General features: G+C 62.4%; 20 protein-coding genes. 10 read left to right on the forward strand and 10 right to left on the reverse strand.

From position 1 onward, the window contains the following. Window positions 1–703: 703 nt before the first annotated feature. Both B5527_RS39075 and B5527_RS39080 read left to right on the forward strand, forming a co-directional pair. Complete coding sequence (locus B5527_RS39075; RefSeq protein WP_079606249.1) at window positions 704–1,585, forward strand: hypothetical protein; 882 nt, start codon at window positions 704–706, stop codon at window positions 1,583–1,585. Window positions 1,586–1,601: 16 nt separating this feature from the next. Next, window positions 1,602–1,964 (forward strand): hypothetical protein, encoded by a 363-nt coding sequence (locus B5527_RS39080; protein WP_079606250.1) that lies wholly within the window; start codon window positions 1,602–1,604, stop codon window positions 1,962–1,964. A gap of 688 nt (window positions 1,965–2,652) precedes the next feature. Here B5527_RS39080 and B5527_RS39090 read toward each other — a convergent pair. After that, entirely contained in the window at window positions 2,653–3,030 is a 378-nt protein-coding gene (locus B5527_RS39090; RefSeq protein ID WP_079606252.1) for a hypothetical protein, read from the reverse strand. A gap of 376 nt (window positions 3,031–3,406) precedes the next feature. Between B5527_RS39090 and B5527_RS39095 the strand changes: the two genes are divergently transcribed. Then, complete coding sequence (locus B5527_RS39095) at window positions 3,407–4,003, forward strand: hypothetical protein (protein ID WP_079606253.1); 597 nt, start codon at window positions 3,407–3,409, stop codon at window positions 4,001–4,003. 342 nt (window positions 4,004–4,345) lie between these two features. On the opposite strand, the gene B5527_RS39100 is transcribed toward B5527_RS39095, so the two are convergent. The 3 genes from B5527_RS39100 to B5527_RS39110 all read right to left on the reverse strand — a co-directional run bounded on the left by B5527_RS39100 (window position 4,346) and on the right by B5527_RS39110 (window position 6,565). After that, complete coding sequence (locus B5527_RS39100) at window positions 4,346–4,573, reverse strand: hypothetical protein (protein ID WP_079606254.1); 228 nt, start codon at window positions 4,571–4,573, stop codon at window positions 4,346–4,348. A gap of 99 nt (window positions 4,574–4,672) precedes the next feature. Then, window positions 4,673–5,389, reverse strand: a complete 717-nt coding sequence (locus tag B5527_RS39105) for an MgtC/SapB family protein (protein ID WP_079606255.1) — start codon at window positions 5,387–5,389, stop codon at window positions 4,673–4,675. Window positions 5,390–5,563: 174 nt separating this feature from the next. Beyond that, a complete protein-coding gene (locus B5527_RS39110; protein WP_079606256.1) occupies window positions 5,564–6,565 on the reverse strand; it encodes a 2-dehydropantoate 2-reductase in 1,002 nt (333 codons plus the stop codon). Window positions 6,566–6,711: 146 nt separating this feature from the next. Here B5527_RS39110 and B5527_RS39115 point away from each other — a divergent pair, with 146 nt between their 5' ends. Together B5527_RS39115 and B5527_RS39120 are read left to right on the forward strand one after the other, a co-directional pair. Further along, entirely contained in the window at window positions 6,712–7,284 is a 573-nt protein-coding gene (locus tag B5527_RS39115) for a YidB family protein (RefSeq protein WP_079606257.1), read from the forward strand. Between the two features lie 55 nt (window positions 7,285–7,339). After that, the gene (locus B5527_RS39120; protein ID WP_079606258.1) at window positions 7,340–7,618 is read left to right on the forward strand and encodes a GlsB/YeaQ/YmgE family stress response membrane protein; all 279 of its coding nucleotides are present in this window, start codon (window positions 7,340–7,342) and stop codon (window positions 7,616–7,618) included. Between the two features lie 124 nt (window positions 7,619–7,742). On the opposite strand, the gene B5527_RS39125 is transcribed toward B5527_RS39120, so the two are convergent. Continuing rightward, complete coding sequence (locus tag B5527_RS39125) at window positions 7,743–8,525, reverse strand: SDR family NAD(P)-dependent oxidoreductase (protein ID WP_079606259.1); 783 nt, start codon at window positions 8,523–8,525, stop codon at window positions 7,743–7,745. Between the two features lie 250 nt (window positions 8,526–8,775). Here B5527_RS39125 and B5527_RS39130 point away from each other — a divergent pair, with 250 nt between their 5' ends. From B5527_RS39130 to B5527_RS39140, 3 genes are all read left to right on the forward strand, one after another. Then, window positions 8,776–9,840 (forward strand): acyl-CoA dehydrogenase family protein, encoded by a 1,065-nt coding sequence (locus B5527_RS39130; RefSeq protein WP_079607840.1) that lies wholly within the window; start codon window positions 8,776–8,778, stop codon window positions 9,838–9,840. A 247-nt stretch (window positions 9,841–10,087) separates the two neighbouring features. Beyond that, the gene (locus B5527_RS39135; protein WP_079606260.1) at window positions 10,088–11,248 is read left to right on the forward strand and encodes an acyl-CoA dehydrogenase family protein; all 1,161 of its coding nucleotides are present in this window, start codon (window positions 10,088–10,090) and stop codon (window positions 11,246–11,248) included. Window positions 11,249–11,475: 227 nt separating this feature from the next. Continuing rightward, the gene (locus tag B5527_RS39140) at window positions 11,476–12,279 is read left to right on the forward strand and encodes an enoyl-CoA hydratase/isomerase family protein (protein ID WP_079606261.1); all 804 of its coding nucleotides are present in this window, start codon (window positions 11,476–11,478) and stop codon (window positions 12,277–12,279) included. A 228-nt stretch (window positions 12,280–12,507) separates the two neighbouring features. Here the strand turns inward: B5527_RS39140 and B5527_RS39145 are convergent, their stop codons facing one another. From B5527_RS39145 to B5527_RS39160, 4 genes are all read right to left on the reverse strand, one after another. Further along, entirely contained in the window at window positions 12,508–14,622 is a 2,115-nt protein-coding gene (locus tag B5527_RS39145; RefSeq protein ID WP_079607841.1) for an acetate--CoA ligase family protein, read from the reverse strand. Window positions 14,623–14,874: 252 nt separating this feature from the next. Beyond that, complete coding sequence (locus tag B5527_RS39150; protein ID WP_079607842.1) at window positions 14,875–15,639, reverse strand: hypothetical protein; 765 nt, start codon at window positions 15,637–15,639, stop codon at window positions 14,875–14,877. Between the two features lie 20 nt (window positions 15,640–15,659). Then, window positions 15,660–16,448 carry an enoyl-CoA hydratase gene (locus B5527_RS39155; protein ID WP_079606262.1) on the reverse strand — a complete coding sequence of 263 codons (789 nt, stop codon included), beginning with the start codon at window positions 16,446–16,448 and terminating at the stop codon, window positions 15,660–15,662. A 163-nt stretch (window positions 16,449–16,611) separates the two neighbouring features. Continuing rightward, window positions 16,612–17,817, reverse strand: coding sequence for an ABC transporter substrate-binding protein (locus tag B5527_RS39160; RefSeq protein WP_079606263.1), 1,206 nt, complete (start codon window positions 17,815–17,817; stop codon window positions 16,612–16,614). 159 nt (window positions 17,818–17,976) lie between these two features. Here B5527_RS39160 and B5527_RS39165 point away from each other — a divergent pair, with 159 nt between their 5' ends. Both B5527_RS39165 and B5527_RS39170 read left to right on the forward strand, forming a co-directional pair. Then, complete coding sequence (locus tag B5527_RS39165) at window positions 17,977–18,783, forward strand: thermonuclease family protein (RefSeq protein ID WP_425305046.1); 807 nt, start codon at window positions 17,977–17,979, stop codon at window positions 18,781–18,783. Between the two features lie 64 nt (window positions 18,784–18,847). After that, on the forward strand, window positions 18,848–20,320 hold the full coding sequence (locus tag B5527_RS39170; RefSeq protein WP_079606264.1) for a M48 family metalloprotease: 1,473 nt from the start codon (window positions 18,848–18,850) through the stop codon (window positions 20,318–20,320). A gap of 178 nt (window positions 20,321–20,498) precedes the next feature. Here B5527_RS39170 and B5527_RS39175 read toward each other — a convergent pair whose 3' ends face one another. After that, window positions 20,499–21,278, reverse strand: a complete 780-nt coding sequence (locus B5527_RS39175; protein ID WP_245332427.1) for a CarD family transcriptional regulator — start codon at window positions 21,276–21,278, stop codon at window positions 20,499–20,501. Window positions 21,279–21,440 lie beyond the last annotated feature (162 nt).

The following is a 21,440-nucleotide window of genomic DNA, read 5'->3' on the forward strand; positions in this document are numbered from 1 at the left end:
TGGACTGACTCTACTTGGCCTTCTGACGAGTGTGCTCTTCGGCATGTACTACGGTGCTGTGGTCGCCATGAGCGTCGCCGTCTTGCGCCATGCTCGGTACACACGACACGAGCGAACGGTGCGCACCTCAGAGGATCAATATCCCTCGATCCGGGCATGGTGCATTTCGCTCGTCGTGATCACAACCGTTGTCATGTGGATCTGGCCGTTCGAGTATTTCACGTACGTTTGGCACGTTTTGCACATCAAAAACTCTGATGTCCTCCTCATTAATTTGGTCTTGGCGCTGGTGAGGCCAGCAGTTTCGCTCATCACGGCCGTTGCGGGGGTTCGTCTCTATGAGAATTCCAGGCCTATTCGATCTCCAGGGTATGCGACATCCGCAACTTAGATCATTTGGGATTTCACGGGAGCTCGATTATCGCGTCGAGGCCTTCGCGAACGACTTCTCGCCAGAACGCCTGATGCTCCGGCTTATAGAAAGAGTGTCGGAGAACGTGCCTCCGTTCGCCTTTTCGGCGGCAGCAGCGGCTGCGGGCTTCTATTTGGCTTTCGGTTCGCATGACGGGGGCAGCCTTTCTGGCACGGTTGGTGCCCGATTGATATTGGCGGAACCTCAACTTCAGGTATATCTTACCGTCAGTTTCGATGATGCGTTACCGCATGTGATTTGCTTCGAAAGGAAATAGCTGGAGGGAAGACAATGAGAAATGCTATTTTCGCTGCTGTTTTGTCGGTGGCCTGTAGCGCTACAAGCGCCTTTGCCCAACAATGCTCCCTGGCGGAGTTCGACAAAGGAGGACCTCCTCACAGCGTCAGAGATGTTACGCCACCGACGAATGACAGCAAATTCGAATGGGGATCAGATGTTGATCCTTGGAACGGACAGGCGCGCGGCTGGCATTACATCAAAAATCTGCACGACAAGAAACTTTCCCTCGATTGGAAGAAGCCGGTGCTTCTCATTCCCTTTGATAAGCCCCTAGAGCCTCAGGGAATATTCTGCAAATATGATTATGGAAGCCTCGATTCCTATAAATTGGATAGCAATGCTCCGATCCGCGTGAGCAACGATGGCATGAAATCGGCGCAGGCTTATGTGCAGGTTGCCGATAAGAAAGATGTTACAAAACCGTCGGTGACTGGCGCTGAGCTGAGAAGAACCTATCAAACCGCTACGGGAGAGGTTTCCGCCGCCTTCGCCAGAATTCTGTTGCGGTACTTTCCCGCTGACAAGCTACTTCAGGTCGATTTTAGCTCGGGCCCCGGAGAAACGCGCATCGGTTTTGGTGCCGAGATGCTGGGAATTTCCCAAGATGACTTCTTATCCAAGTTGAAGACTAGCGAGCTCAATTTCCAAGGACCTGTCCCTCTGGGAGAACTTTTCAAACGAGACGACGTCGGGTCGATGGGCGCGAATCCGGCGCAGAGGATGGCCCTTGTCCGTGCAGATGGTGAACGTTCACTAAGGTTCGAAAACATCCCTGCGCCATCTGGTGTCGCGCCTATGATTTTGGTTGCCCCTGACGGAGCGCCACTCGGTCTGACTACTGTCAAATTGGATTTATTGGGCGCTGTAAGATAATGGAAAGGTCGGAGCTATGAAAAATATTGGATTCATGGCCCTTGCCGGGCTAGTGGGCGGCATAGTCGCTAATTTCTTGTCGGATCCGCCCGGAATGCATTCATGGTTGGTAGTGGTTGGAACAGTTGCTGCGATCGCCGGAGGTGCCCTGGGAATTCCAGCCCATCAGGCTCCAGCCGGATGGAAGGTATTGTTTGTGCTGGTTGCCCTGGCGGTTTTTGTGGGCGCCATAATCGGGTATCGGAGCGTGTTGGCTGGCGAGCCTGGAAGTGTAGCGGCAAACATTCTTCTGTCTTGGACGGCCGCGATCTTTGGACCGATTGGTTTCCTGATCGAACTCGCTGGTCTGAAGGTGAATGACAAAGGGGAGAGCGGCTGAAATCTAGCCCTTCTCTGACGCGGCAGGAAGTCTAGGAGAATTTTTTGCCCCTACGCGCAAGTTTTTGTTGGCCGAAGGCTGGATGTTGACGAGCTTCTACCATCAAAATCCGGTTACGCAAACGCAAAGCGCTACAGGAACGCCGCAACACTCTGGCAAAGCAAATGCAGGCGTCGGCGAGGCAATGCAGAAGGGCCAGCGGTCTCAACAAGCTTCACTAGAGCATTGAAGAAAATTTGCAGTTAGCTAAACACGCGGTGACGTGATGAGTGGACTGACTCTACTTGGCCTTCTGACGAGTGTGCTCTTCGGCATGTACTACGGTGCTGTGGTCGCCATGAGCGTCGCCGTCTTGCGCCATGCTCGGTACACACGACACGAGCGAACGGTGCGCACCTCAGAGGATCAATATCCCTCGATCCGGGCATGGTGCATTTCGCTCGTCGTGATCACAACCGTTGTCATGTGGATCTGGCCGTTCGAGTATTTCACGTACGTTTGGCACGTTTTGCACATCAAAAACTCTGATGTCCTCCTCATCAATTTGGTCTTGGCGCTGGTGAGGCCAGCGGTTTCGCTCATCACTGCCGTTGCGGGGGTTCGTCTCTATGAGAGTTCCAGGCCTATTCGATCTCCAGGGTATGCGACATCCGCAACTTAGATCGTTTGGGATATTACGAGGGCTCGATTATCGCGCCGAGGCCTTCGAAGATTTACCTTTGGATTGATCCACCTTGGGCGATGCTTTCGGGGCCAGTGGATCGTGCCAATGCCTGCTGACAATCTTGATAGTTGTCTCTGCCTTGACAGTCGTCTCTGCCGGCTTAGGCGCGTTGTCAGGAGGTGCGATCGCGACCGGCGTCACCGCCGTTGTTGCCGCCGGTTCGATATAGGAAACCTTCAACTTATCCGCCTTCGTTGAAGTGGCTTGCTGTGTGTCGGCAACAGTCGTCGTTTCCAGGCGCGAGGCTTCAGCACTCGTAAGCGGCGCCGCTCCAATCCTTATCGCGACCAACACGACGAGGCTGGTCAAGCAAAAGATGGCAAGCCAAATAGTCCTATTCATTCAATATCCACGAAACCGGCCCCTTCGATATCGGCACCGCAGATTCATGCAACTAGATTCAGGCGACTTGGCGACACATCAACGCGGGGCTGCATTAAGCAGTGGATGCACCAACGAACGAAGGAGGTTCACGATCTTTCGCTTGCAAAACGGAATCGAAAAGGCCGCAGAACGTCGTTCGGTCACCAAATCCTTAAGCCGGGTTAACTGTGTCCCGCCCGTCACAGGGCAGCGGTAAGCCCGCACCCCGCGCGCGAGAAATGCGCGGTTACGGGGTGACAAGCCGGCCAATAATGACGACAATCGGCCGACACCGTGTCGCGGGAACATTTGAGGAAAATAGTCCGTGATCGCACCACGCACATCCGCCCTTCTGATGGCCGCGATCGCCGGCTGCTTCGTGCTGGCGCCTTCGCGCGCGCATGCGCAGTGGTGGTCGCGCGCGCCGGCCGATTTCGAGGAATGCGCCGACGCCGCGGAGAAGGCGGCGACCAAGGAAGCCAAGGCCTCGCTGCTCGCCGGATGCAACGCGAAATTCGCCGGACGGCGCAAGCCGGGCGGCGGCTATGTCTATTTCGATTTCATGCAGAACCGCAGCTTCGATATCGCCGGGCCGAATCCGACGCGGGAAGAACAGAAGCGAATCGACGAGCAATATACCGCCTATCTGGATAACGAGCGGCGAAGCTCGATCGCGGCCGCGTTCACGGCGAAGCAGCAGCAACAGCAGCAGGTGCAGCAGGCCGCGTTCGAGACTGGAAATGAAAAGGCCGAAAAGGCCCCGGTGACGACGCGAAGTGTCGCCAAGCCAGTCACCAAGCCACAGGCCGCTGCACCGAAGGTCAGGCCGCGCGCGAAGATCGAGAATTGCGCGGAGCATTCGTTCTCCTGCGACTGGCCGAGGCTTTCCGAAGGCCTCAATGACTTGAAGAAGCTGTTCAGTCCGCCTCCGAGCAAGGCCAAGCGGGGCTGATTAACCCCCGTCATTCCCGCGCGCGCAGCGCGAACCCGGAATCGCGCATCATCTGGGGATTCCGGGTTCATCGCTTCGCGATGCCCCGGAATGACGAGGACTACGTCGTCCCGGCCAAGCGAGCCAAGCGAGCGCGAGCCGTGATCACGCCGTGCCGCCTTGGCTACGAACCGTGTTCGACACCTTGCTTCATCACAAACGCCGGCGGCTGGGTCCCGATGCCGGAAACGACTTGTTGAGGGACTAATCGCACCTCAATTCGCGATCACCATCGCCCAGAATTTCCGGTAGGGTGACTTCGGATGGTCCACCGAGGCGACGCCGACGCGGTGCCGGTATGGCTCAGTGCGTGCCGTCGTAATGCGGCTTCTTGTGGCGCCGGGAAAGCCGCTTGGAAGCGACAGCCGCAGGCTCGTAAATGACCGGCGCGGCTCTCTGCTCCTGCAATCTCGCATCATATCCAGGCGACGGCGTGACGGTCGGCGGGGCGGCTTTGGCCGGCGCGGTCGAAGCCCAGCCGGCCAGAGCCACGCCGGCAGTCACGGCGAGGCATGCGTAAATTCGTTTCATATCGCCCTCCCGGCGCCGATACGGCCGATCAGCGCATCGCCGCTTCGCACCAGATTCATTTGCAATCATTGCCTTTTCGAGGCAGTTCCGGCAACCCGGTCATTCGAGCGCGCGGACATTCCATGTCGCATGACGAACCCCGGGTTGACCTTCCAGACTGGCCACGACGGCGTCGAGTTCGTCCGCTTGGATCGACTCACTGACAAGGGTGGCAGCGATTTCGGCATGATCGCCGGAGCGATAAACCACATCGACGTCCCGCACCGGATAACTCGCAGCCTCGAGCTTTTCGAGCAGCAATTCCCGAACCGATGCGACCGAGCCCGTGTCCGCCGTCACCAGCACATCGTAGCTTGCTTCCGAGGATTGCTCGTCGATGGGAATACGATTGATCGCGTTGACCAGCGGCCGCAGCAATGTGTTGCCGCCGAGCACGAACAGCGTCAGCAGCACGGCTTGCGCAACCATGTCCGCGCCCGCGCAGCAGCCAACCGCCGCAGAGGCCCACAGCGTGGCCGCGGTGTTGAGGCCCCTGACATTCATGCCCTCTTTCATGATCGCCCCGGCACCGAGAAAGCCTATTCCCGAGACAACATAGGCAATCACGCGAACGCTGCCCTCGGCTCCGTTGAGGCGGTTTGCAAGATCGACAAACGCGGAAGCGCCGACCGCGACCAGCACATTGGTTCGCAAACCGGCGCTGTGCTGGCGATACTGCCGTTCGGCACCGATCAGCGTTCCCAGCACGAAGGCGGTCAGCAGACTGACCAGCGTGTCGAGAAAGTCATAGAGCTGAAAAGTCTGAAGGAAGCGCATGGCTGGTATCGATCAGGAATCAGACGCTTGCGGAAGCGGTGCCGGAGCAGGAACAGGAATTGTTTTGGCATGTATCGGGCCGCCGGGATAGCGGCAGATCATTCGAGCATTTTCCGGTGAAGGGCAGTTGACGACAACATCGTCGCTATTGCGAGCGGTACATGACCGGCGATTTCAGGACCGGATCTGCTCCGGCGTCAGTTTGGGCGAGCCTTGCCCCGCGGCCTCGGCGCTCTTGATCAGCGTCACGATGCGCCGGGACAGCGGCACCTCGAGCCCGTGCCGGTCGGCAATCGCGGTGATGACGCCCTGCAGATAATCGATCTCGGTGCGGCGCCCGCGTTTGAGGTCTTCCCACATCGATGAGCGCGCCTGCGGATCGATCTTCATGGTGCGTCCCAGCAGCATCCCGAACAGGGTGTCGGGCAGCCGCAGCAAGGCCGGGGTCCATCCTGCGGGGATCGGCGTCGACGATACCGGCCTGATGCCCTCCGCGCGGATCGCCGCCAGCCCCTCGGCCATCTGGTCCGCAAACAGCATCCGCCACGGGCGTTGCGCCAGTTGCTGGCGCAGCGGCATATCGGCGAGGGCGTTGAGCGCGTTGTTGAGATTGACCAGCAGCTTGCCCCATTGCACGCCGGCGATGTTGCCGGAGGCGCGCATGGTCAGGCCCCGCACCGAAAGCCGCTCCGCCGTGCCGGCGTCGTCCTGTTCGATGACGATATCGCCCGAAGTGGCGCGATGAAATCGGCCCTGGCCCATCGCGATCACATTGAACGGCACCATTCCGGCCAGCACGCGATGCGCCGGCAATCGCTCGCGCAGCACCGAGACGTTGCCGACGCCGTTCTGCAGGCTGACGACGATAGCGTCAGGGCGAGCATGCCGCGCAATCAAATCGGCGATCTCAGGCGTGTCCGCGCTTTTCACCGTCACCAGCACCACGCCGGCATCGCTGAAAACGGCGGGGTCCGTGGACAGCGTCATTTCGTTCGCCGCGATCTGCCGATCGAGGCTCTCGAAACTGGTCAGCCGCAGGCCGCTGCCTTCGATTTCGGCGATCACGCGCGGACGCGCCAGCAAGGCGACGGGGCGGCCGGCGGCCGCAACCATGCCGCCGACAAAGCAGCCGATGCTGCCGGCGCCGGCGATGCCGATCGTTCTGCTGGAATCCATCCCGCTTCCCTCAACCCTTCCTTTCGATAGCAGACTTTCCTGCGCGATGCCTGTCGCCAATCGCGCCGGCGCCGGCCGGGCCGCGCCTTGTAACCGTCATGGCGCGCCGTTATGCTTGCGGGCGGGCAGGCACGTAGGAGGAAACAATGGGTTTACTCGACGTACTCAACGGGATGCAGCAAGGCCCGCGCGGCCCGAGCGATGCAAGCGCGCGAAGCAGCGGAGGAATGTCGCCGATGACCATGGCGATCCTTGGACTGCTTGCCTACAAGGCGGTCAAACATCTCACCGGCAGCCAGCCAGGCGCCGCGCCTGCGCCGTCGCCTGCGCCGTCGCCTGCGAATACCGGCACGCCCGGCAGCGGAATGGCTGGAGGTCTCGGCGACGTTCTCAAGGGCGGATTGGGCGGGCTGCTCGCCGGCGGCGCCGCGGGTAGCGTGATCAGCGGCGGGCTCGGCGACCTGCTCAAGCAATTCCAGCAGAGTGGCCAGGGCGACGCCGCCAATTCATGGGTGAGCCCGGGGCCGAACAAGCAAATTTCGCCCGGCGATCTCGCGAGCGCGCTCGGCGCCGACCAGATCAACACGCTGGCCTCGCAAAGCGGCCTGTCGCGCGACGAACTGCTCGCCGGCTTAAGCCAGCATCTGCCCGGTGTAATCGATCATCTGACGCCGGACGGACGGCTGCCGACCGAAAGCGAACTGTCCGGCCGGATCTGAGGCCGGTCGGCATCGGCTTTTTGCGACTCTGCTTCTCCAGAAAAGGACGACAGACATGAGCGGCATTATTTGGATCATCATCGTCGGTTTTGTAGCGGGAATTATCGCGCGGCTGCTTTCGCCGGGCCCGAATAATCCCAGCGGATTCATCCTGACCACCGTGCTCGGTATCGCCGGCGCGTTTGTCGCCACCTTCATCGGGCAGGCGATCGGCCATTACGGCCCGAATCAGGGCGCCGGCTTCATCACCGCGACCATCGGCGCGCTGGTGGTGCTGTTCATCTGGAACAGGCTGGTAGCGAGCCACGTGATTTCCGATCCGGGATCGAGGTGACGGCGTAGCCGTCATTCCGGGGCGCGAGTGAAACGAGCGAACCTCAGATGTGCAATTGCACATCGGGGAATCCTTGGATTCCGGGTTCGATGCTTTGCATCACCCCGGAATGACGGTGTGCTTCTCACGTAATCAGGTGCATCCCGGCGTCCATCCGCACCAGTTCGCCGGTCATGTTGCTCGACGCCGGCGTGGCGAGAAAACACACCAGCGTTGCGATATCCTCCGCAGATGAGGCGACCTTGAGCGGCACTTTCGCGATCACGGAATCGCGCACCAGCTTGGCGCCGGCCTCGCCGCGGCCCTTGGTGAACCACGGCGTGTCGATATAGCCGGGACACACGGTGTTGACGCGGATCAAGGGCGCCAGCGCGCGCGCCAGCGAATAGGTCATGGTGTTGAGCGCGCCCTTGCTCGCGGCATAGGCGATCGAGGAGCCGACCCCGCTGATTCCCGCCACCGACGACACGTTGACGACCGCGGAGGCGCGGCCCGAATCCGTCGCCGCCGCTTCCAGCAGACTGCGCGCCGCCCGCACCATCTGGTAAGGCCCGATGGTGTTGACGGCAAACAGCCGCTGAAAATCTTCCGCCGACAGGCCGTCCAGCTTGTCGTGCGCCACGTGCTTGGTGATGCCGGCATTGTTGATCAGCGCGTCGAGACGGCCCCAGGGTTCTGCCGCGGCGACGATCTTCCTGCAATCCTCGTCGCGGGACACATCGCCCTGGACCACGACTACTTCGGCACCGGCGGTGCGGCAGAGATCGGCGGTCGCTTCCGCCTCCTTCTGGCTGGAGGAATAGTTGATCACGATGCGCGCCCCGCCTTTCGCCAGAATGGCGGCGGTCGCGGCCCCCAGACCGGACGCCGAACCCGTTACGATCGCGCACAAACCATCCTTCGACATCCGCATTTCCCTTTATTGATTTTTCAACCGGTCAAGCCGTCACGGCGATCTACCATATCGTGCAGCAAAATGCCTGCAAACCGGCAAAACTCCATTGCGCGGAATTAATGCCGGCGGCGGCCCTGGCTGCATGCCGGCTTTGCAGCCTGCCCCGGCATCAGCGCTTGTCAGGACGGTGGCTTTTCCCCATCATGCGGTGCAAGAAAACACCGCACGCGATCCGTGCGCCAAATTCAAAGCGGGGAACGCCGTGGCGGAGAGTGAGAACATTGTCGCCGAGACCGCGGAGAAGATCTTCGCCGATCTCGCCGACGCGCAGACCATCAACAACGACAAGACCGGCGGCTGGAAGGCGCCGCTGTGGCAGGCGCTGACCGAGGCCGGCCTGCCTTTGTCGTGGGTGCCGGAGGATTGCGCCGGATCGGGCGCCAGCCTGGCCGAAGGTTTCAGCGTGCTGGGCGCGGCCGGGCGCTTTGCGATCGCGGTGCCGCTGGCCGAAACCATGCTGGCGGGATGGCTGCTGGCGCAGGCCCGGATCGTCTCGCCCGAAGGCGAGATGACGGTCGCGCCGGCAAGCCCGAAGGACCGCATCGCGGTGGGCGCCGACGGCACCCTGTCCGGCCGCGCGCGTGGCGTTCCCTTTGCCAGGGACGCAAAGCATATCGCCGTGCTGGCGGGCGGCGCCGGCGGTCTTTCCATTGCGCTGGTCGATGCGAGCGCCTGCCGGATCGAGGCCGGCCTCAATTTGGCGAACGACGGCCACGATACCGTGACGTTCACCAACGTCGCGCCGATCGCGATCAAGCCCGCGCCAAAGGGCTTCGATCAGACAACGCTGATGCTGATGGGCGGGGTGGCGCGAAGCCTGCAGATTGCAGGTGCGCTGGAATCGATGCTCGACGTCAGCGTGCGTTACTCCAATGAGCGCGTCGCGTTCGAAAAGAAGATCTCGAAATTCCAGGCCGTGCAGCACAATCTGGCAAAACTCGCCGGCGAGTCCGCGGCGGCGCTGGCGGCGGCGACCTCGGCCGCGGATGCCATCGCCAACAGCACGTCATTCGACGACGCGGTGTTTCTCGAAGCGGCCTCCGCGAAAATCCGCTGCTCGGAGGCCGCCGAAAAGGGCGCAGCGATCGCCCATCAGGTCCACGGCGCGATCGGCTTTACCATCGAGCACATCCTGCATCGCTACACCCTGCGCGCACTGGCATGGCGCGACGATTTCGGCTCCGAGAGCTACTGGGCGGTCGAACTCGGCAAGCTCGTCGCTGCGCGCGGCGCTGACGAATTGTGGCCGCTGGTGGCGTCAAGGTGAAATGCCGATGAACTTTGAAACGGAGCACGCAGGTTCCTTCACCTCTCCCCTTGTGGGAGAGGTCGGATCGCCCCCGGCGATGCAAAGCATCGTCCGGCAGCGATCCGGGTGAGGGGTTACGGACTATCGATAGACCGTGACCCCTCACCCCAACCCTCTCCCACAAGGGGAGAGGGGGCGCACTGCCACTGTTGCAACATTCGGGCTCTTACTCTCAAAGAAACATCTACACCGGGACTAAACTAAAATGACCGCAGCCCTTCGTTTCGATCCGATCCGCCTGCCGCCCGAATGCGAAAAGCTGCGCCGGGAAGTGCGCGCTTTTCTCGCCGAGGAAATCGCGGCCGGAACCTTCGATCCGCACAAGCCGAACCGCGAAGATTCGGATGCCCCGGAATTCTCCCGCCGGGTCGGCGAGCGCGGCTGGCTCGGCATGACCTGGCCGAAGAAATATGGCGGCCACGAGCGCAGCTTTCTGGAGCGCTATGTCGTGACCGAGGAAATGCGCGTCGCCAACGCGCCGACGCGGCGCTTCTTCGTCGCCGACCGGCAGAGCGGCCCGGTGCTGTTGAAATACGCGCCCGAGCACATCAAGATGGACATCCTGCCGCGGATCTGCCGCGGCGAGGTCTGTTTCGCGATCGGCATGAGCGAGCCCAATTCCGGCTCCGACCTGTTCGCCGCCAAGACCAAGGCGACCAGGACCGACAGCGGATGGCTGATCAACGGCACCAAGATCTGGACCTCGTCGGCGCACATCGCCGACTACATGATCGCGATCTTCCGCACCTCGCCGTCCACGAAAGAGAATCGCCGCCACGGCCTGACGCAATTTTTGGTCGACATGAAGACGCCGGGCATCAAGGTCAATCCGATCGGCCAGATCACCGGCCAGTTCGAGTTCAACGAAGTGGTGTTCACCGACGCCTTCATGCCCGACGATCACGTGCTCGGCGAAATCGACGGCGCCTGGAAGCAGGCGACATCAGAACTCGCCTATGAGCGCAGCGGACCGGAGCGCTTTCTGGAAACCTATTACGTGCTGACCGAGCTGGTGCGCGCGGTCGGAAAAAACCCGGATACCCGCAGCGCCGAAGGCATCGGGCGGCTGGTCGCGCAGCTCCACACCATGCGTCGGATGTCGGTCTCGGTGGCGGGCATGCTGCAGGCCGGCAAGGAGCCGGTGGTCGAGGCTTCCATCGTCAAGGACATCGGCACGGTCTGGGAGCAGCAATTGCCGCACCGGGTTCGCGATCTCGCCGCCTTCGTCGATACCGAGGCGTCGAACCACGAAACGCTGGAAAACCAGCTGGCATTCGCGATCAAGACCGCGCCCAAGCTGACGATTCAGGGCGGCACCACCGAGGTGCTGCGCGGCATCATCGCGCGCGGACTCGGACTGCGCTAGGGCGCCAAGGATTTGAGAGCGAGTGCTGCACGCTTACTTCACCTCTCCCCTTGTGGGAGAGGTCGGATCGCCCCCGGCGATGCGAAGCATCGTCCGGCAGCGATCCGGGTGAGGGGTTAAGGCCTATCGATAGACCTGAACCCCTCACCCCAACCCTCTCCCACAAGGGGAGAGGGGGCGCACCGTCGCCGTTGCTGGAAATGTTGGTATTCAATGGAGATCAAACGATGACAAAATTCACGGATATCGGCGTCGAGAAGACCGGCCACGTCACCACGATCGAGATCCAGCGGCCGCCGCTGAACTTCTTCGACATCTCGCTGATCAACCAGATCGCGGATGCGCTGACCGACATCGACAACGATCCGGAGGCCCGCGCGGTGGTGCTGGCCGCGCAAGGCAAGGCGTTCTGCGCCGGTGCCAATTTCAACGACCCGGCGCGGCAGGAGCAGGAGGCGCGTGAAAAGGCCGATCCGGCAACGGGCCTCGGCCAGATCAGCCATCTCTATATTCAGGCGGTGCGGATCTTCCGCAACAAGAAGCCGATCGTCGCCGCCGTTCACGGCGCCGCCATCGGCGGCGGCCTCGGGCTCGCGGTATCGGCGGATTTCCGTGTCACGTGTCCCGAAGCGCGGTTCGCCGCCAACTTTACCAAACTCGGCTTTCATCCCGGCTTCGGGCTGACCACGACGCTTCCCGAACTGGTCGGCAAGAACAATGCGGAATTGATCTTCTACACCAGCCGCCGGGTGACCGGCGAAGAGGCGTACCGGATGGGACTTGCCAACGAATGCGTGCCGCAGGATCAGGTCCGCTCCGCCGCGATGAAGCTGGCGCAGGAGATCGCCGAGTGTTCGCCGCTCGGCCTGCTCTCGACCCGCGCCACCATGCGCGCCGGCCTAGCCGACCGCGTGCTGGCCGCGACCAATCACGAACTAGCAGAACAAACCCGGCTGCGCGCCACCGAAGACTTCAAGGAAGGCGTCAAGGCCACGGCGGAACGCCGCGTCGCGAACTTCAAGGGGCGGTAGGCTTCGTCACCCTTCTTCCCTTCTCCCCTTGTGGGAGAAGGTGGCGCGCTTTGGAGCGCACTTGCGCTCCTGAGCGCGCCGGATGAGGGGTTTGCATCCGCGGATAGAGACCCCTCACCCGTCTTCGTGGAGTTTATCATCGGGCGGCGCTTCGCGCCGACCCGTTGGCGAAGCCACCCTCTCCCACAAGGGGAGAGGGGAAGAAAGCGTTGCTCGGACGAGGAAGAGCTACTTCTTCCCCACCACCAGCGCATCGACGATGGTGACGCCCTGGCCTTGCGGATGCACCAGCACGGGATTGATTTCGATTTCCGAAACTTGGCCGCGATAAGCCGCCGCGAGCAGCGACACTTGCGAGATCAATTCCGCCAGCGCCGGGATATCGGCTTTCGCGGCACCCCTGAAGCCATTGAGCAAGGGTGATGCCTTGAGTTCGGCCAGCATGGCCGCGGCCTCGATCGCGCCTACCGGCGCCGGGCGGTAGATCACGTCCCTGAACAATTCGGTGGTGATGCCGCCGAGGCCGACCATGATCATGGGGCCGAAGGTTTTATCCAGCAGCGTGCCGATGATGATCTCGACGCCCTTCTTCGCCATCGGGCCGACCAGCACGCCCTGAATCGCTGCCTTCGGCCGGTGCCTGTGGGCGTCGTCCTGCAGCGCCTGATAGGCGATGAACGCCTCGCCCTTGGTCGTGATATTGACGCGCACGCCGCCGACTTCGCTCTTGTGCGGAATATCCGGCGACTGGATCTTCATGACCAGCGGAAAGCCGACGCGGGCGATCGCACTGTCGAGCGCGCTTCGCTCCGTCACCAGCACCTCGTCGGGCAACGCAATGCCGGCCTCGCGCAGCAGCGACTTGCTGTCGGATTCGGACAGCACAGCGGATTTCAGATGCGTGGAGAGATCGCGCCGCGGCAACGCCGCAACATCGACCGGCGGCGCAAGCTTGAACTTCGAATAGTCGACCATCCGCCGCAACGCCACGCCGGCATGCGTCAACCCCGACAGCACGATGACGCCCGACGCCGCCAGTTCATTGCGCGCGAAGTGCGAAGGCAGCGTGTAGGAGTAGAACACGATCGGCTTGTTCTGGGCTGATATGACCGGCTTCAACTCCGCCTGCTTGAACGGCATTCGCGTGTCGCTAGACAGCGACAGCACCACCAGCATGGCGTCGACCTCGTTGGATACGTCGAGCAGATCGATGCTCTTCTGCAGCCCGCCGGAGTGCACGCCCTGCGCGGTGACGTCGATCGGATTGCGCGCGGCACCATAGGATGGCAGCAGTTTCATGATTTCGGCCTGGATCGGCGCCGACAATTCCGGCACCTGCAGGCCCTGCATGGAAACCGTATCCGCGCCCCAGATGCCGGCGCCGCCGGACACCGTGAGCACGGCGACGCGGTCGCCCTTGGGCAGGGGATTGGTGGTCAGCACGGCGGCGATAGTGACGGCCTCGTCGAGATCGTTGGAGACGATAAAGCCGTATTTGGCAAACACCGCGTCATAGGCCGTGGACCAGCCGGCCATGCTGGCGGTATGCGAGGCGGCGGCGCGCTCGCCGGCGCCGGAGCGGCCGACCTTCGTCACGATGACGGGTTTGCCGGTCTCGGCGGCACGACGGGCGGCGGCGAGGAATTGGTCGACGTCCCTGATGCCTTCGATAAACAGCAGGATCACGTCGGTCGAGGAGTCCTGCACCATGTAATCCAGGAACTCGCCGGCGCCGAGATCGGATTCGTTGCCGGCGCTGATGACGTAGCTGAGCGCGATGCCGAGCGCTTTGGCGCGGTGATAGATCGCAAAGCCGATGCCGCCGCTTTGCGCGACGATGCCGATGCGCCTGGCTGTCGCGAGCAGCCGCGGCTCGTTGGGCTTGACGTCGACGGTCGGGCTGAAGGTGGCGGCGACGTGCTGGGCTTCGCTGTAAAAGCCTTCGGCGTTGGGACCGGAGATGCGCATGCCGGTCCTTTTGGCAAGATCGGCGATAGCATCCTGCATCGCGGCGCTGTCGCCACCCTCTTCGGCAAAACCCGAGGATATAATGACTGCGTTCCTGACGCCGGCGGCGGCGCATTGCTCGAGCGCTCCAAGCACGGCGCGCGCCGGAATGATGACGATGGCAAGGTCGATCTTTTGCCCGACATCGGCGATTGAGGGAAAGCATTTCAGCCCGTCGATATCGCCGTAATTCGGATTGATCGGGTAAAGCTTTCCCGGAAAACCGTTCTTGCGCAGCATCGACAACAGTCGCCCCGGAATTTTCTCCAGGTCGCGCGAGGCGCCGATCAGCGCGATGCTGTCGGGCGCGAAGAAGGAGTCGAGCGGATGCGGCATGGGAGGATCCTTTTTATTCTTGCTTGGCGGACTGAGTTTCACACCGTCATTGCGAGCGCAGCGAAGCAATCCATGGCCAATCCCGGGAAAGATGGATTGCTTCGTCGCTCCGCTCCTCGCAATGACGGCAAAAATGAACCCGCGCTTTCTCTATCCGTCATGGCCGGGCTTGTCCCGGCCATCTACGTCTTACTTGCTGCCCGACCTTAAGACGTGGATGCCCGGGACAAGCCCGGGCATGACGAGTTACGCTCACGCCGCGAGACTGAAGGTCACGCCGCCGAGATCGAATGAATCGCCCTTGACCACATAACCCTTCTTCTTCGCGGCGTCGCGCACGGCGGCGATATCGTCGACCCGAAACGTCAGCCCGCTCATGATCTCGCTGACGCCCTTGACGAAGCGGAAGCGGCAATTGGGAAGTCTCAGCTCGGGCTCGCCGGCCTGATTTGTGGTGACCGCGATCTCGATGATCCGTCCCCAGTGCTCAGCCAGGCCGCGGGGATCCGGACCTTGCATCTCGACGCCGGTGAGGGCCTGCGTCACATCCTTGCGGATCGATTTCGACCAGTCCGGTCCGGCCGGCGGATAGGGCCCGAGAATGTCGTCGCTGCCGTCGGTGTGATTGAATTCGATGAACGCCGCGCGGCAATCGCGCGGATGCAGCTGCACGCCGCGATAGGGCGAATGATCGATGACGTTGGCGATCCGCACGCCGATTGTCCCGGCGTGTTTTCCGCGCGCGTCGGGATCGTCGCAGCAGAAGATCGCCATGTAACCGCCGTGGCCGCCGGTCTTGTCGAGAAAGCGCCCTGCCGCGGTGCCGGGCTGAAATGGCGCTACCACTTCCAGCAGGATGGTATCGACCGGCAGCAGCGCGTTCTCCAGGCCGTATTTGGCGACGTTGCCGTCGCGGTAGCAGACGTTGAGCCCCATGATCCCGGCGATATCTCCGACCACGGGTTCGAGACGCGGCGCCACCAGGCAGATCTGCCGCAGCCTGATATAACCAGCCATTTTATTGGCCTCGGCCATTTTCAATGGCCGGAGAAAACGGGCTTGCGCTTTTCGACGAACGCCTTGGCGGCTTCCTTGTGGTCGGCGGTCTCGCCGGCGCGGGTGTGATGGATCGCCTCGGCGTCGAAACAGGCCTCGAGCGAAAGATGCTCGGCGTTGTTGATGTTACGCTTGATGTAACCCAGCGTCACCGACGGGCCCTGCGCCAGCGACATCGCCAACTCGTGCGCTCTCGCGTCGACCTCGGCGTCGGGCACGACTGATGTCACCATGCCCAGCGCAAGCGCTTCCTGCGCCGTCAGCACCGGCGAGGTCAGGTAGAGCTCGCGCGCCTTGGTGCTGCCGAGCATCTGGGTCAGGAAATAGGTGCCGCCGTAATCGCCTGACAACCCGACCTTGGCAAATGCGGTGGTGATTTTCACGGACGCGGAGGCGACGCGAAGGTCGCAGGCCAGCGCGATCGAAAGCCCGGCGCCGGCAGCGGCGCCATCGAGCTGCGCCACCACGGGTTTCGGCATCTGGTGCAGCAAGCGGGAGACTTCCATGCCACGGCGAAGGTTGGCCATCTTGGCTTCGAATGGCAGCGGCGCCCGCCCCTCCGCCATCGATTTCACGTCGCCGCCGACACAGAACGTGCCGCCCGCACCTTTCACCAGCACGGCACGGACCTCATGATCCTCCGCCGCGCGCCGCGCCGCCTCGACCAGCCCCCGCGTCATGTCCGGATTGAGCGCGTTGCGCCGGTCAGGCCGGTTCATGGTGATGGTGAGCAGGCCGGAATCGAGTTTTTGCAGGACCATATCGTTCATGAGGAGTTGCCTTCGTTGTTATTGGTTGTTGGTATTGCAACTGTCATTCCGGGATGGTGCGTTAGCACCAGACCCGGAATCCAAGGATTCCCCGATGTGCAATTGCACATCTGAGGTTCGCGCTTTGCGCGCCCCGGAATGACTGCGTGACTTCGTCACTCCTTCACTTCTTTACCAACGGGCAGCGTGACAGTTCGAGCGACTGGAACGCCTCGTTCCCCGGGACGGTCGCCAAGAGCTTGTAGTCGTCCCAGCGGCCTTTCGACTCCGACGGCTTCTTGACCTCGAACAGATACATGTCGTGCACCATGCGGCCGTCTTCGCGGATCCGGCCGTTCTTGGCGAAGAAGTCGTTGATCGGGGTGTCCTTCATGATCTTCATCACGGCGGCCGGGTCGGTGGTGCCCGCGGCCTTCACCGCCTGCAGATAATGTATGACCGACGAATAGACCCCCGCCTGCGCCGAGGTCGGCACCCGCTTGGTGCGCGCCATGAAACGCTTGGAGAAGGCCCGGGTGTCGTCGTTGAGATCCCAGTAGAAGGCTTCGGCGAGCAACAACCCCTGCGCGGTTTCAAGTCCGACGCTGTCGATATCGGTGACGAAGGCCAGCAGCGGCGACATCTTCTGGCCACCCTTCGTGACGCCGAACTCGGCGCCCTGCTTGATCGCGTTGATGGTGTCGCCGCCGGCATTGGCGAGCCCGATCACCTTGGCCTTCGAAGCCTGCGCCTGCAGCAGATAGGACGAGAAGTCCGAGGTGTTGAGCGGATGCCGGACGCTGCCCAATACCTTGCCGCCGGACTTCAGCACGACATTGGTGGTGTCCTTTTCCAGATCCTGGCCGAAGGCGTAGTCGGCGGTGAGGAAGAACCAGGTGTCGAGTCCCGATTTGACCGCGGCAAGCCCGGTCACGTTGGCCTGGGCGAAAGTGTCGAACACATAATGCACGGTGTAGGGCCCGCAGGCCTCGTTGCTGAGGCGGATCGATCCGGGGCCGGAGAACATGATGATCTTGTTGCGCGCCTTGGCGATCTCGCCGGCGGCCAGCGCGGTCGCGGACGCCGCGACGTCGTAGATCATCTCGACGCCCTGATTGTCGAACATGTCGCGGGCGATGTTGGCGGCCAGATCGGCCTTGTTGAGATGATCGGCGGCGATGATTTCGATCTTGCGGCCCAGCACCTCGCCGCCGAAATCTTCCGCCGCCATCTTCGCAGCGGTCTCGCTGCCGGGGCCGGTGATGTCGGCGTAGAGACCGGACATGTCGAGGATGCCGCCGAGTTTGAGCGGAGGCTTGCTTTGGGCCCATGCCGCGCCGGCGGCGAGCACCAGCACCGAGGCGAGAACGCCGGAAAGAACTCGTTTCATTCAAAGCCTCCCTGTCGGCACGCCGCATTGCTTTCGCGGCCTTGATGTCCGTTGCGGTAATCATGCCGTAAGCGGTGCGCAGCGGCAAGCTACGGGCGAAGCCGCTACCTTCGCGTTTTTCCGCTAAGCGGAATGAACGGTTTGTGAGAACATGACGTCATGGTCGCACCGGTGACAACGATGGAATTCTGCGCACGCCGCGCAGCAATCCCGCTGTGTGCGATCATGCTGGTTGCCGCCGCAGTCGGTCCGGCAATCGCGGCGGGATGCGCCTTCGAACCGCAGGGTGAAGGCCGCGTCGCCGCTGTCGTCGACGCGCGCAGCTTTCGCCTCGAGGATGGCCGCGAGGTACGGCTTGCCGGCATCGAGCCGGCGGCGGGCGAAAAGACAAATGCGAACCGGGCTGCGGCGCTGGCTGCGATCGTTGCGGGGCGTGAGGTGACGTTATCGGGCGAAGATGATGCGCCCGACCGTTACGGCCGTCAGCCGGCCCTCGTGTTTCTCGCGCCCTCGGGGGATTTGGTGCAGGGTCTGTTGCTGGCGCAGGGCGAGGCGCTGGTATCGACCACGGTGACCGACAAGGACTGTGCGGCGGTCCTGACCGCGGCTGAAGCGGAGGCGCGCCAGGCCAAACGGGGAACCTGGGCCGATCCCGCGGTCATAAAAAACGCGGAAAGTCCGGGCGATATTTTGACCGGGATCGGGCGGTTTACGGTGGTCGAGGGCAAGGTTTTGTCCGTGCGGCAGGCCGGGACAACGACTTACCTGAATTTCGGTCGGAACTGGACACGGGACTTTGCTGTGACTATTTCAAGGCGCATGCTGGCGGCGTTCGAGTCTGCCGGAATAGTCCTTAAGTCCCTCGAAAATCGGCGGATTCGGGTCCGCGGCTTTATCGAGGCGCGGGGTGGGCCGCGAATCGACCTGCTCCGGGTGGGGCAGATTGAGTTGCTTGGCGGGAATTAGCTCGCCGCATCAACGAATACGAGTGGCCGAAGTGGCGGAACGTGCGGGACGGCGCGAGGGAATAATGAGCCGCCGCCTTTGGGCTGCGGCTTCGCTGCTGTGCACGGCTTTCGCGCTGGCCGCCTGCGGCGACATGAGCCGGTTCCAGACCGCCTCCCCCGTGGCCAGCCCCGCCGCCGCCGCTACCGCCGCCAAGCCCAATCGCACGGTAGCCAAGACGCCTGCCGCCGAGCGTGAACACGAGCGGATTTTGTCCTCCTATGGGGGCACCTATGACGACCCCAAACTGGAAGCGCTGATCACCCAGACGGTCGACCGGCTGGTCGCGGCATCGGACCGGCCCGATCAGGCCTACAAGGTGACGATCCTCAATTCCGGCGCGGTGAACGCGTTCGCGCTGCCGACCGGCCAGCTTTACGTGACGCGCGGCCTGATCGCGCTGGCAAGCGACACCTCGGAATTGGCCTCGGTGCTGAGCCACGAGATGGCGCACGTGCTGGCCAAGCACGCATCGATCCGCGAGGACCAGGCGCGTCAGGCCGCCATCGTCACCCGCGTCGTCACCGACATGAGCACCGACCCCGATCTCACCGCGCTGGCGCTGGCCAAGACCAAGCTGACGATGGCCAGCTTTTCGCGCGCCCAGGAATTCGAGGCGGATGGAATCGGCGTCGGCATTTCGGCGCGCGCCCATTTCGACCCCTATGGCGCGGCGCGTTTCCTGACCTCGATGGAGCGCAATGCCGAACTGAAGGCCGGCAAGAGTTCGCTCGATCCGCGCGCGCAGGACTTTCTGTCGTCGCACCCCGCGACGCCGGAACGGATCCAGAGCGCGCAGAACACCGCGCGGCAATACACTTCGCCGGAGGGCGGCGAACGCGATCACGAAGCCTATCTCACCGCCATCGACAACATCGTCTATGGCGAGGATCCGAGCGAGGGCTTCGTTCGCGGCCGGCGCTTCCTGCACCCCAAGCTCGGCTTCACCTTCACCGCGCCTGAAAACTTCTCGCTGGACAATACCGCCCAGGCCGTGATCGGCGTGCGCGAGGGCGGCACCCAGGCGATGCGCTTCGACGTCGTGCGGGTGCCGGCCGAACAGACGCTCGCCGACTATCTCAATTCCGGCTGGATGGAGAATGTCGACAAGGCTTCGACCGAGGACCTCACCATCAACGGCTTCCCGGCGGCGGCGGCGAACGCGCATGGCGATCAATGGCAATTTCGCGTCTACGCACTGCGTTTCGGCAGCGACGTCTACCGCTTCATTTTCGCCGCGAAGCAGAAGACCACCGAGAGCGACCGCAACGCGCGCGAGACCGTGAATTCGTTCCGCCGGCTGACGCTCGAGGAAATCCAGGCCGCGCGGCCGCTGCGGATCAAGGTCATCACCGTGCAGCCCGGCGATACCGTGGAATCACTGTCGCACCGCATGGCCGGCGTCGACCGCCCGGCAGACCGCTTTCGCGTCCTCAACGGTCTCGACGCCCACGCCCAGGTCAAGGTGCGCGATCTCGTGAAGATCGTGGTGGATTGACGCGCGCAAGCGCGTCATCCCGGGGCGCGCATTAGCGCGAACCCGGGATCTCGAGATTCCCCGATGTGCAATTGCACATCTGAGGTTCGACGCTGCGCGCCGCCCCGGGATGACAGAATCAAACAAAAAGCCCGGTCTCATCGACCGGGCTTTTGATTGTCTGAGTGAGCGAGGCTGCTTACGCTGCTTCGTCCGCCACCGCGGTGTCGTCGCCATCGGCATCGGCATCGGCTTCAGCGTCGGCCTCGACTTCGGCCTTGGCGCCGCGGCGCGGGCTCTTGGCGAGCTGGCCTTCGATTTCCTTCACCGCCTCGGTTTCCGTCACATGCTGCACGACGGCGATTTCCCGCGACAGCCGATCGAGGGCTGCTTCATAAAGCTGGCGTTCGCTGTAGGACTGTTCGGGCTGCGATTCCGAGCGATAGAGATCGCGCACCACTTCGGCGATCGCGACGATGTCTCCGGAATTGATCTTGGCTTCGTATTCCTGGGCGCGGCGCGACCACATCGTGCGCTTGACGCGGGCACGGCCCTTGAGGGTTTCCAGCGCGCGCTTGACCAGCGCCGGTTCCGACAGCTTGCGCATGCCTACATTGGCGACCTTGGCGGTTGGCACCCGCAGCGTCATCTTGTCCTTCATGAAATTGATCACGAACAGCTCAAGCTTGGCGCCGGCGATCTCCTGCTCCTCGATGGCCAGGATCTGGCCGACACCGTGGGCGGGATACACCACGAATTCATTGGTCTTGAAGCCCTGACGCTGGGTCAGAACCTTCTTCGGCTCTTCGACCCGCGGCGCGACGGCCGCAGGCTTGGCGGCGGGCTTGCTGGCGGCAACAGGTTTCACCACGACCTTCGGAGCAGTCTTGGGGGCAGCGGCTTTGGGAGCGGCGACTTTCGAAGCAGTGGCCTTCGAACCCGTCGCTTTCGCGGCAGTTTTGGCAGTCTTGTTTGGCATTGCGCTTCTTTTGTTTTTTGAGGATTTTGCAGCCGCGGCCTTAGTGGCGGTCCGGGTATCCTTGAGAGAAGACCGGGCACGGCTTTTAGTTGCGCCGCGGCTGGCCGCAGCGGATTTCTTCGTCGTCTTGGAAACACTCTTTTTACGCGTTTTCTGTGACAC

The sequence above is a fragment of the Bradyrhizobium erythrophlei genome (assembly GCF_900129425.1).
Classification (GTDB): domain Bacteria; phylum Pseudomonadota; class Alphaproteobacteria; order Rhizobiales; family Xanthobacteraceae; genus Bradyrhizobium; species Bradyrhizobium erythrophlei_C.

What these genes read in the sequence shown, in the direction of transcription:
- B5527_RS39075 (WP_079606249.1), top strand. Translation starts at nt 704, where the DNA reads ATGAGAAATGCTATTTTCGCTGCTGTTTTGTCGGTGGCCTGTAGCGCT.
- B5527_RS39080 (WP_079606250.1), top strand. Translation starts at nt 1,602, where the DNA reads ATGAAAAATATTGGATTCATGGCCCTTGCCGGGCTAGTGGGCGGCATA.
- B5527_RS39090 (WP_079606252.1), bottom strand. Translation starts at nt 3,030, where the DNA reads ATGAATAGGACTATTTGGCTTGCCATCTTTTGCTTGACCAGCCTCGTC.
- B5527_RS39095 (WP_079606253.1), top strand. Translation starts at nt 3,407, where the DNA reads ATGGCCGCGATCGCCGGCTGCTTCGTGCTGGCGCCTTCGCGCGCGCAT.
- B5527_RS39100 (WP_079606254.1), bottom strand. Translation starts at nt 4,573, where the DNA reads ATGAAACGAATTTACGCATGCCTCGCCGTGACTGCCGGCGTGGCTCTG.
- B5527_RS39105 (WP_079606255.1), bottom strand. Translation starts at nt 5,389, where the DNA reads ATGCGCTTCCTTCAGACTTTTCAGCTCTATGACTTTCTCGACACGCTG.
- B5527_RS39110 (WP_079606256.1), bottom strand. Translation starts at nt 6,565, where the DNA reads ATGGATTCCAGCAGAACGATCGGCATCGCCGGCGCCGGCAGCATCGGC.
- B5527_RS39115 (WP_079606257.1), top strand. Translation starts at nt 6,712, where the DNA reads ATGGGTTTACTCGACGTACTCAACGGGATGCAGCAAGGCCCGCGCGGC.
- B5527_RS39120 (WP_079606258.1), top strand. Translation starts at nt 7,340, where the DNA reads ATGAGCGGCATTATTTGGATCATCATCGTCGGTTTTGTAGCGGGAATT.
- B5527_RS39125 (WP_079606259.1), bottom strand. Translation starts at nt 8,525, where the DNA reads ATGTCGAAGGATGGTTTGTGCGCGATCGTAACGGGTTCGGCGTCCGGT.
- B5527_RS39135 (WP_079606260.1), top strand. Translation starts at nt 10,088, where the DNA reads ATGACCGCAGCCCTTCGTTTCGATCCGATCCGCCTGCCGCCCGAATGC.
- B5527_RS39140 (WP_079606261.1), top strand. Translation starts at nt 11,476, where the DNA reads ATGACAAAATTCACGGATATCGGCGTCGAGAAGACCGGCCACGTCACC.
- B5527_RS39145 (WP_079607841.1), bottom strand. Translation starts at nt 14,622, where the DNA reads ATGCCGCATCCGCTCGACTCCTTCTTCGCGCCCGACAGCATCGCGCTG.
- B5527_RS39150 (WP_079607842.1), bottom strand. Translation starts at nt 15,639, where the DNA reads ATGGCTGGTTATATCAGGCTGCGGCAGATCTGCCTGGTGGCGCCGCGT.
- B5527_RS39155 (WP_079606262.1), bottom strand. Translation starts at nt 16,448, where the DNA reads ATGAACGATATGGTCCTGCAAAAACTCGATTCCGGCCTGCTCACCATC.
- B5527_RS39160 (WP_079606263.1), bottom strand. Translation starts at nt 17,817, where the DNA reads ATGAAACGAGTTCTTTCCGGCGTTCTCGCCTCGGTGCTGGTGCTCGCC.
- B5527_RS39165 (WP_425305046.1), top strand. Translation starts at nt 17,977, where the DNA reads ATGGTCGCACCGGTGACAACGATGGAATTCTGCGCACGCCGCGCAGCA.
- B5527_RS39170 (WP_079606264.1), top strand. Translation starts at nt 18,848, where the DNA reads ATGAGCCGCCGCCTTTGGGCTGCGGCTTCGCTGCTGTGCACGGCTTTC.
- B5527_RS39175 (WP_245332427.1), bottom strand. Translation starts at nt 21,278, where the DNA reads ATGCCAAACAAGACTGCCAAAACTGCCGCGAAAGCGACGGGTTCGAAG.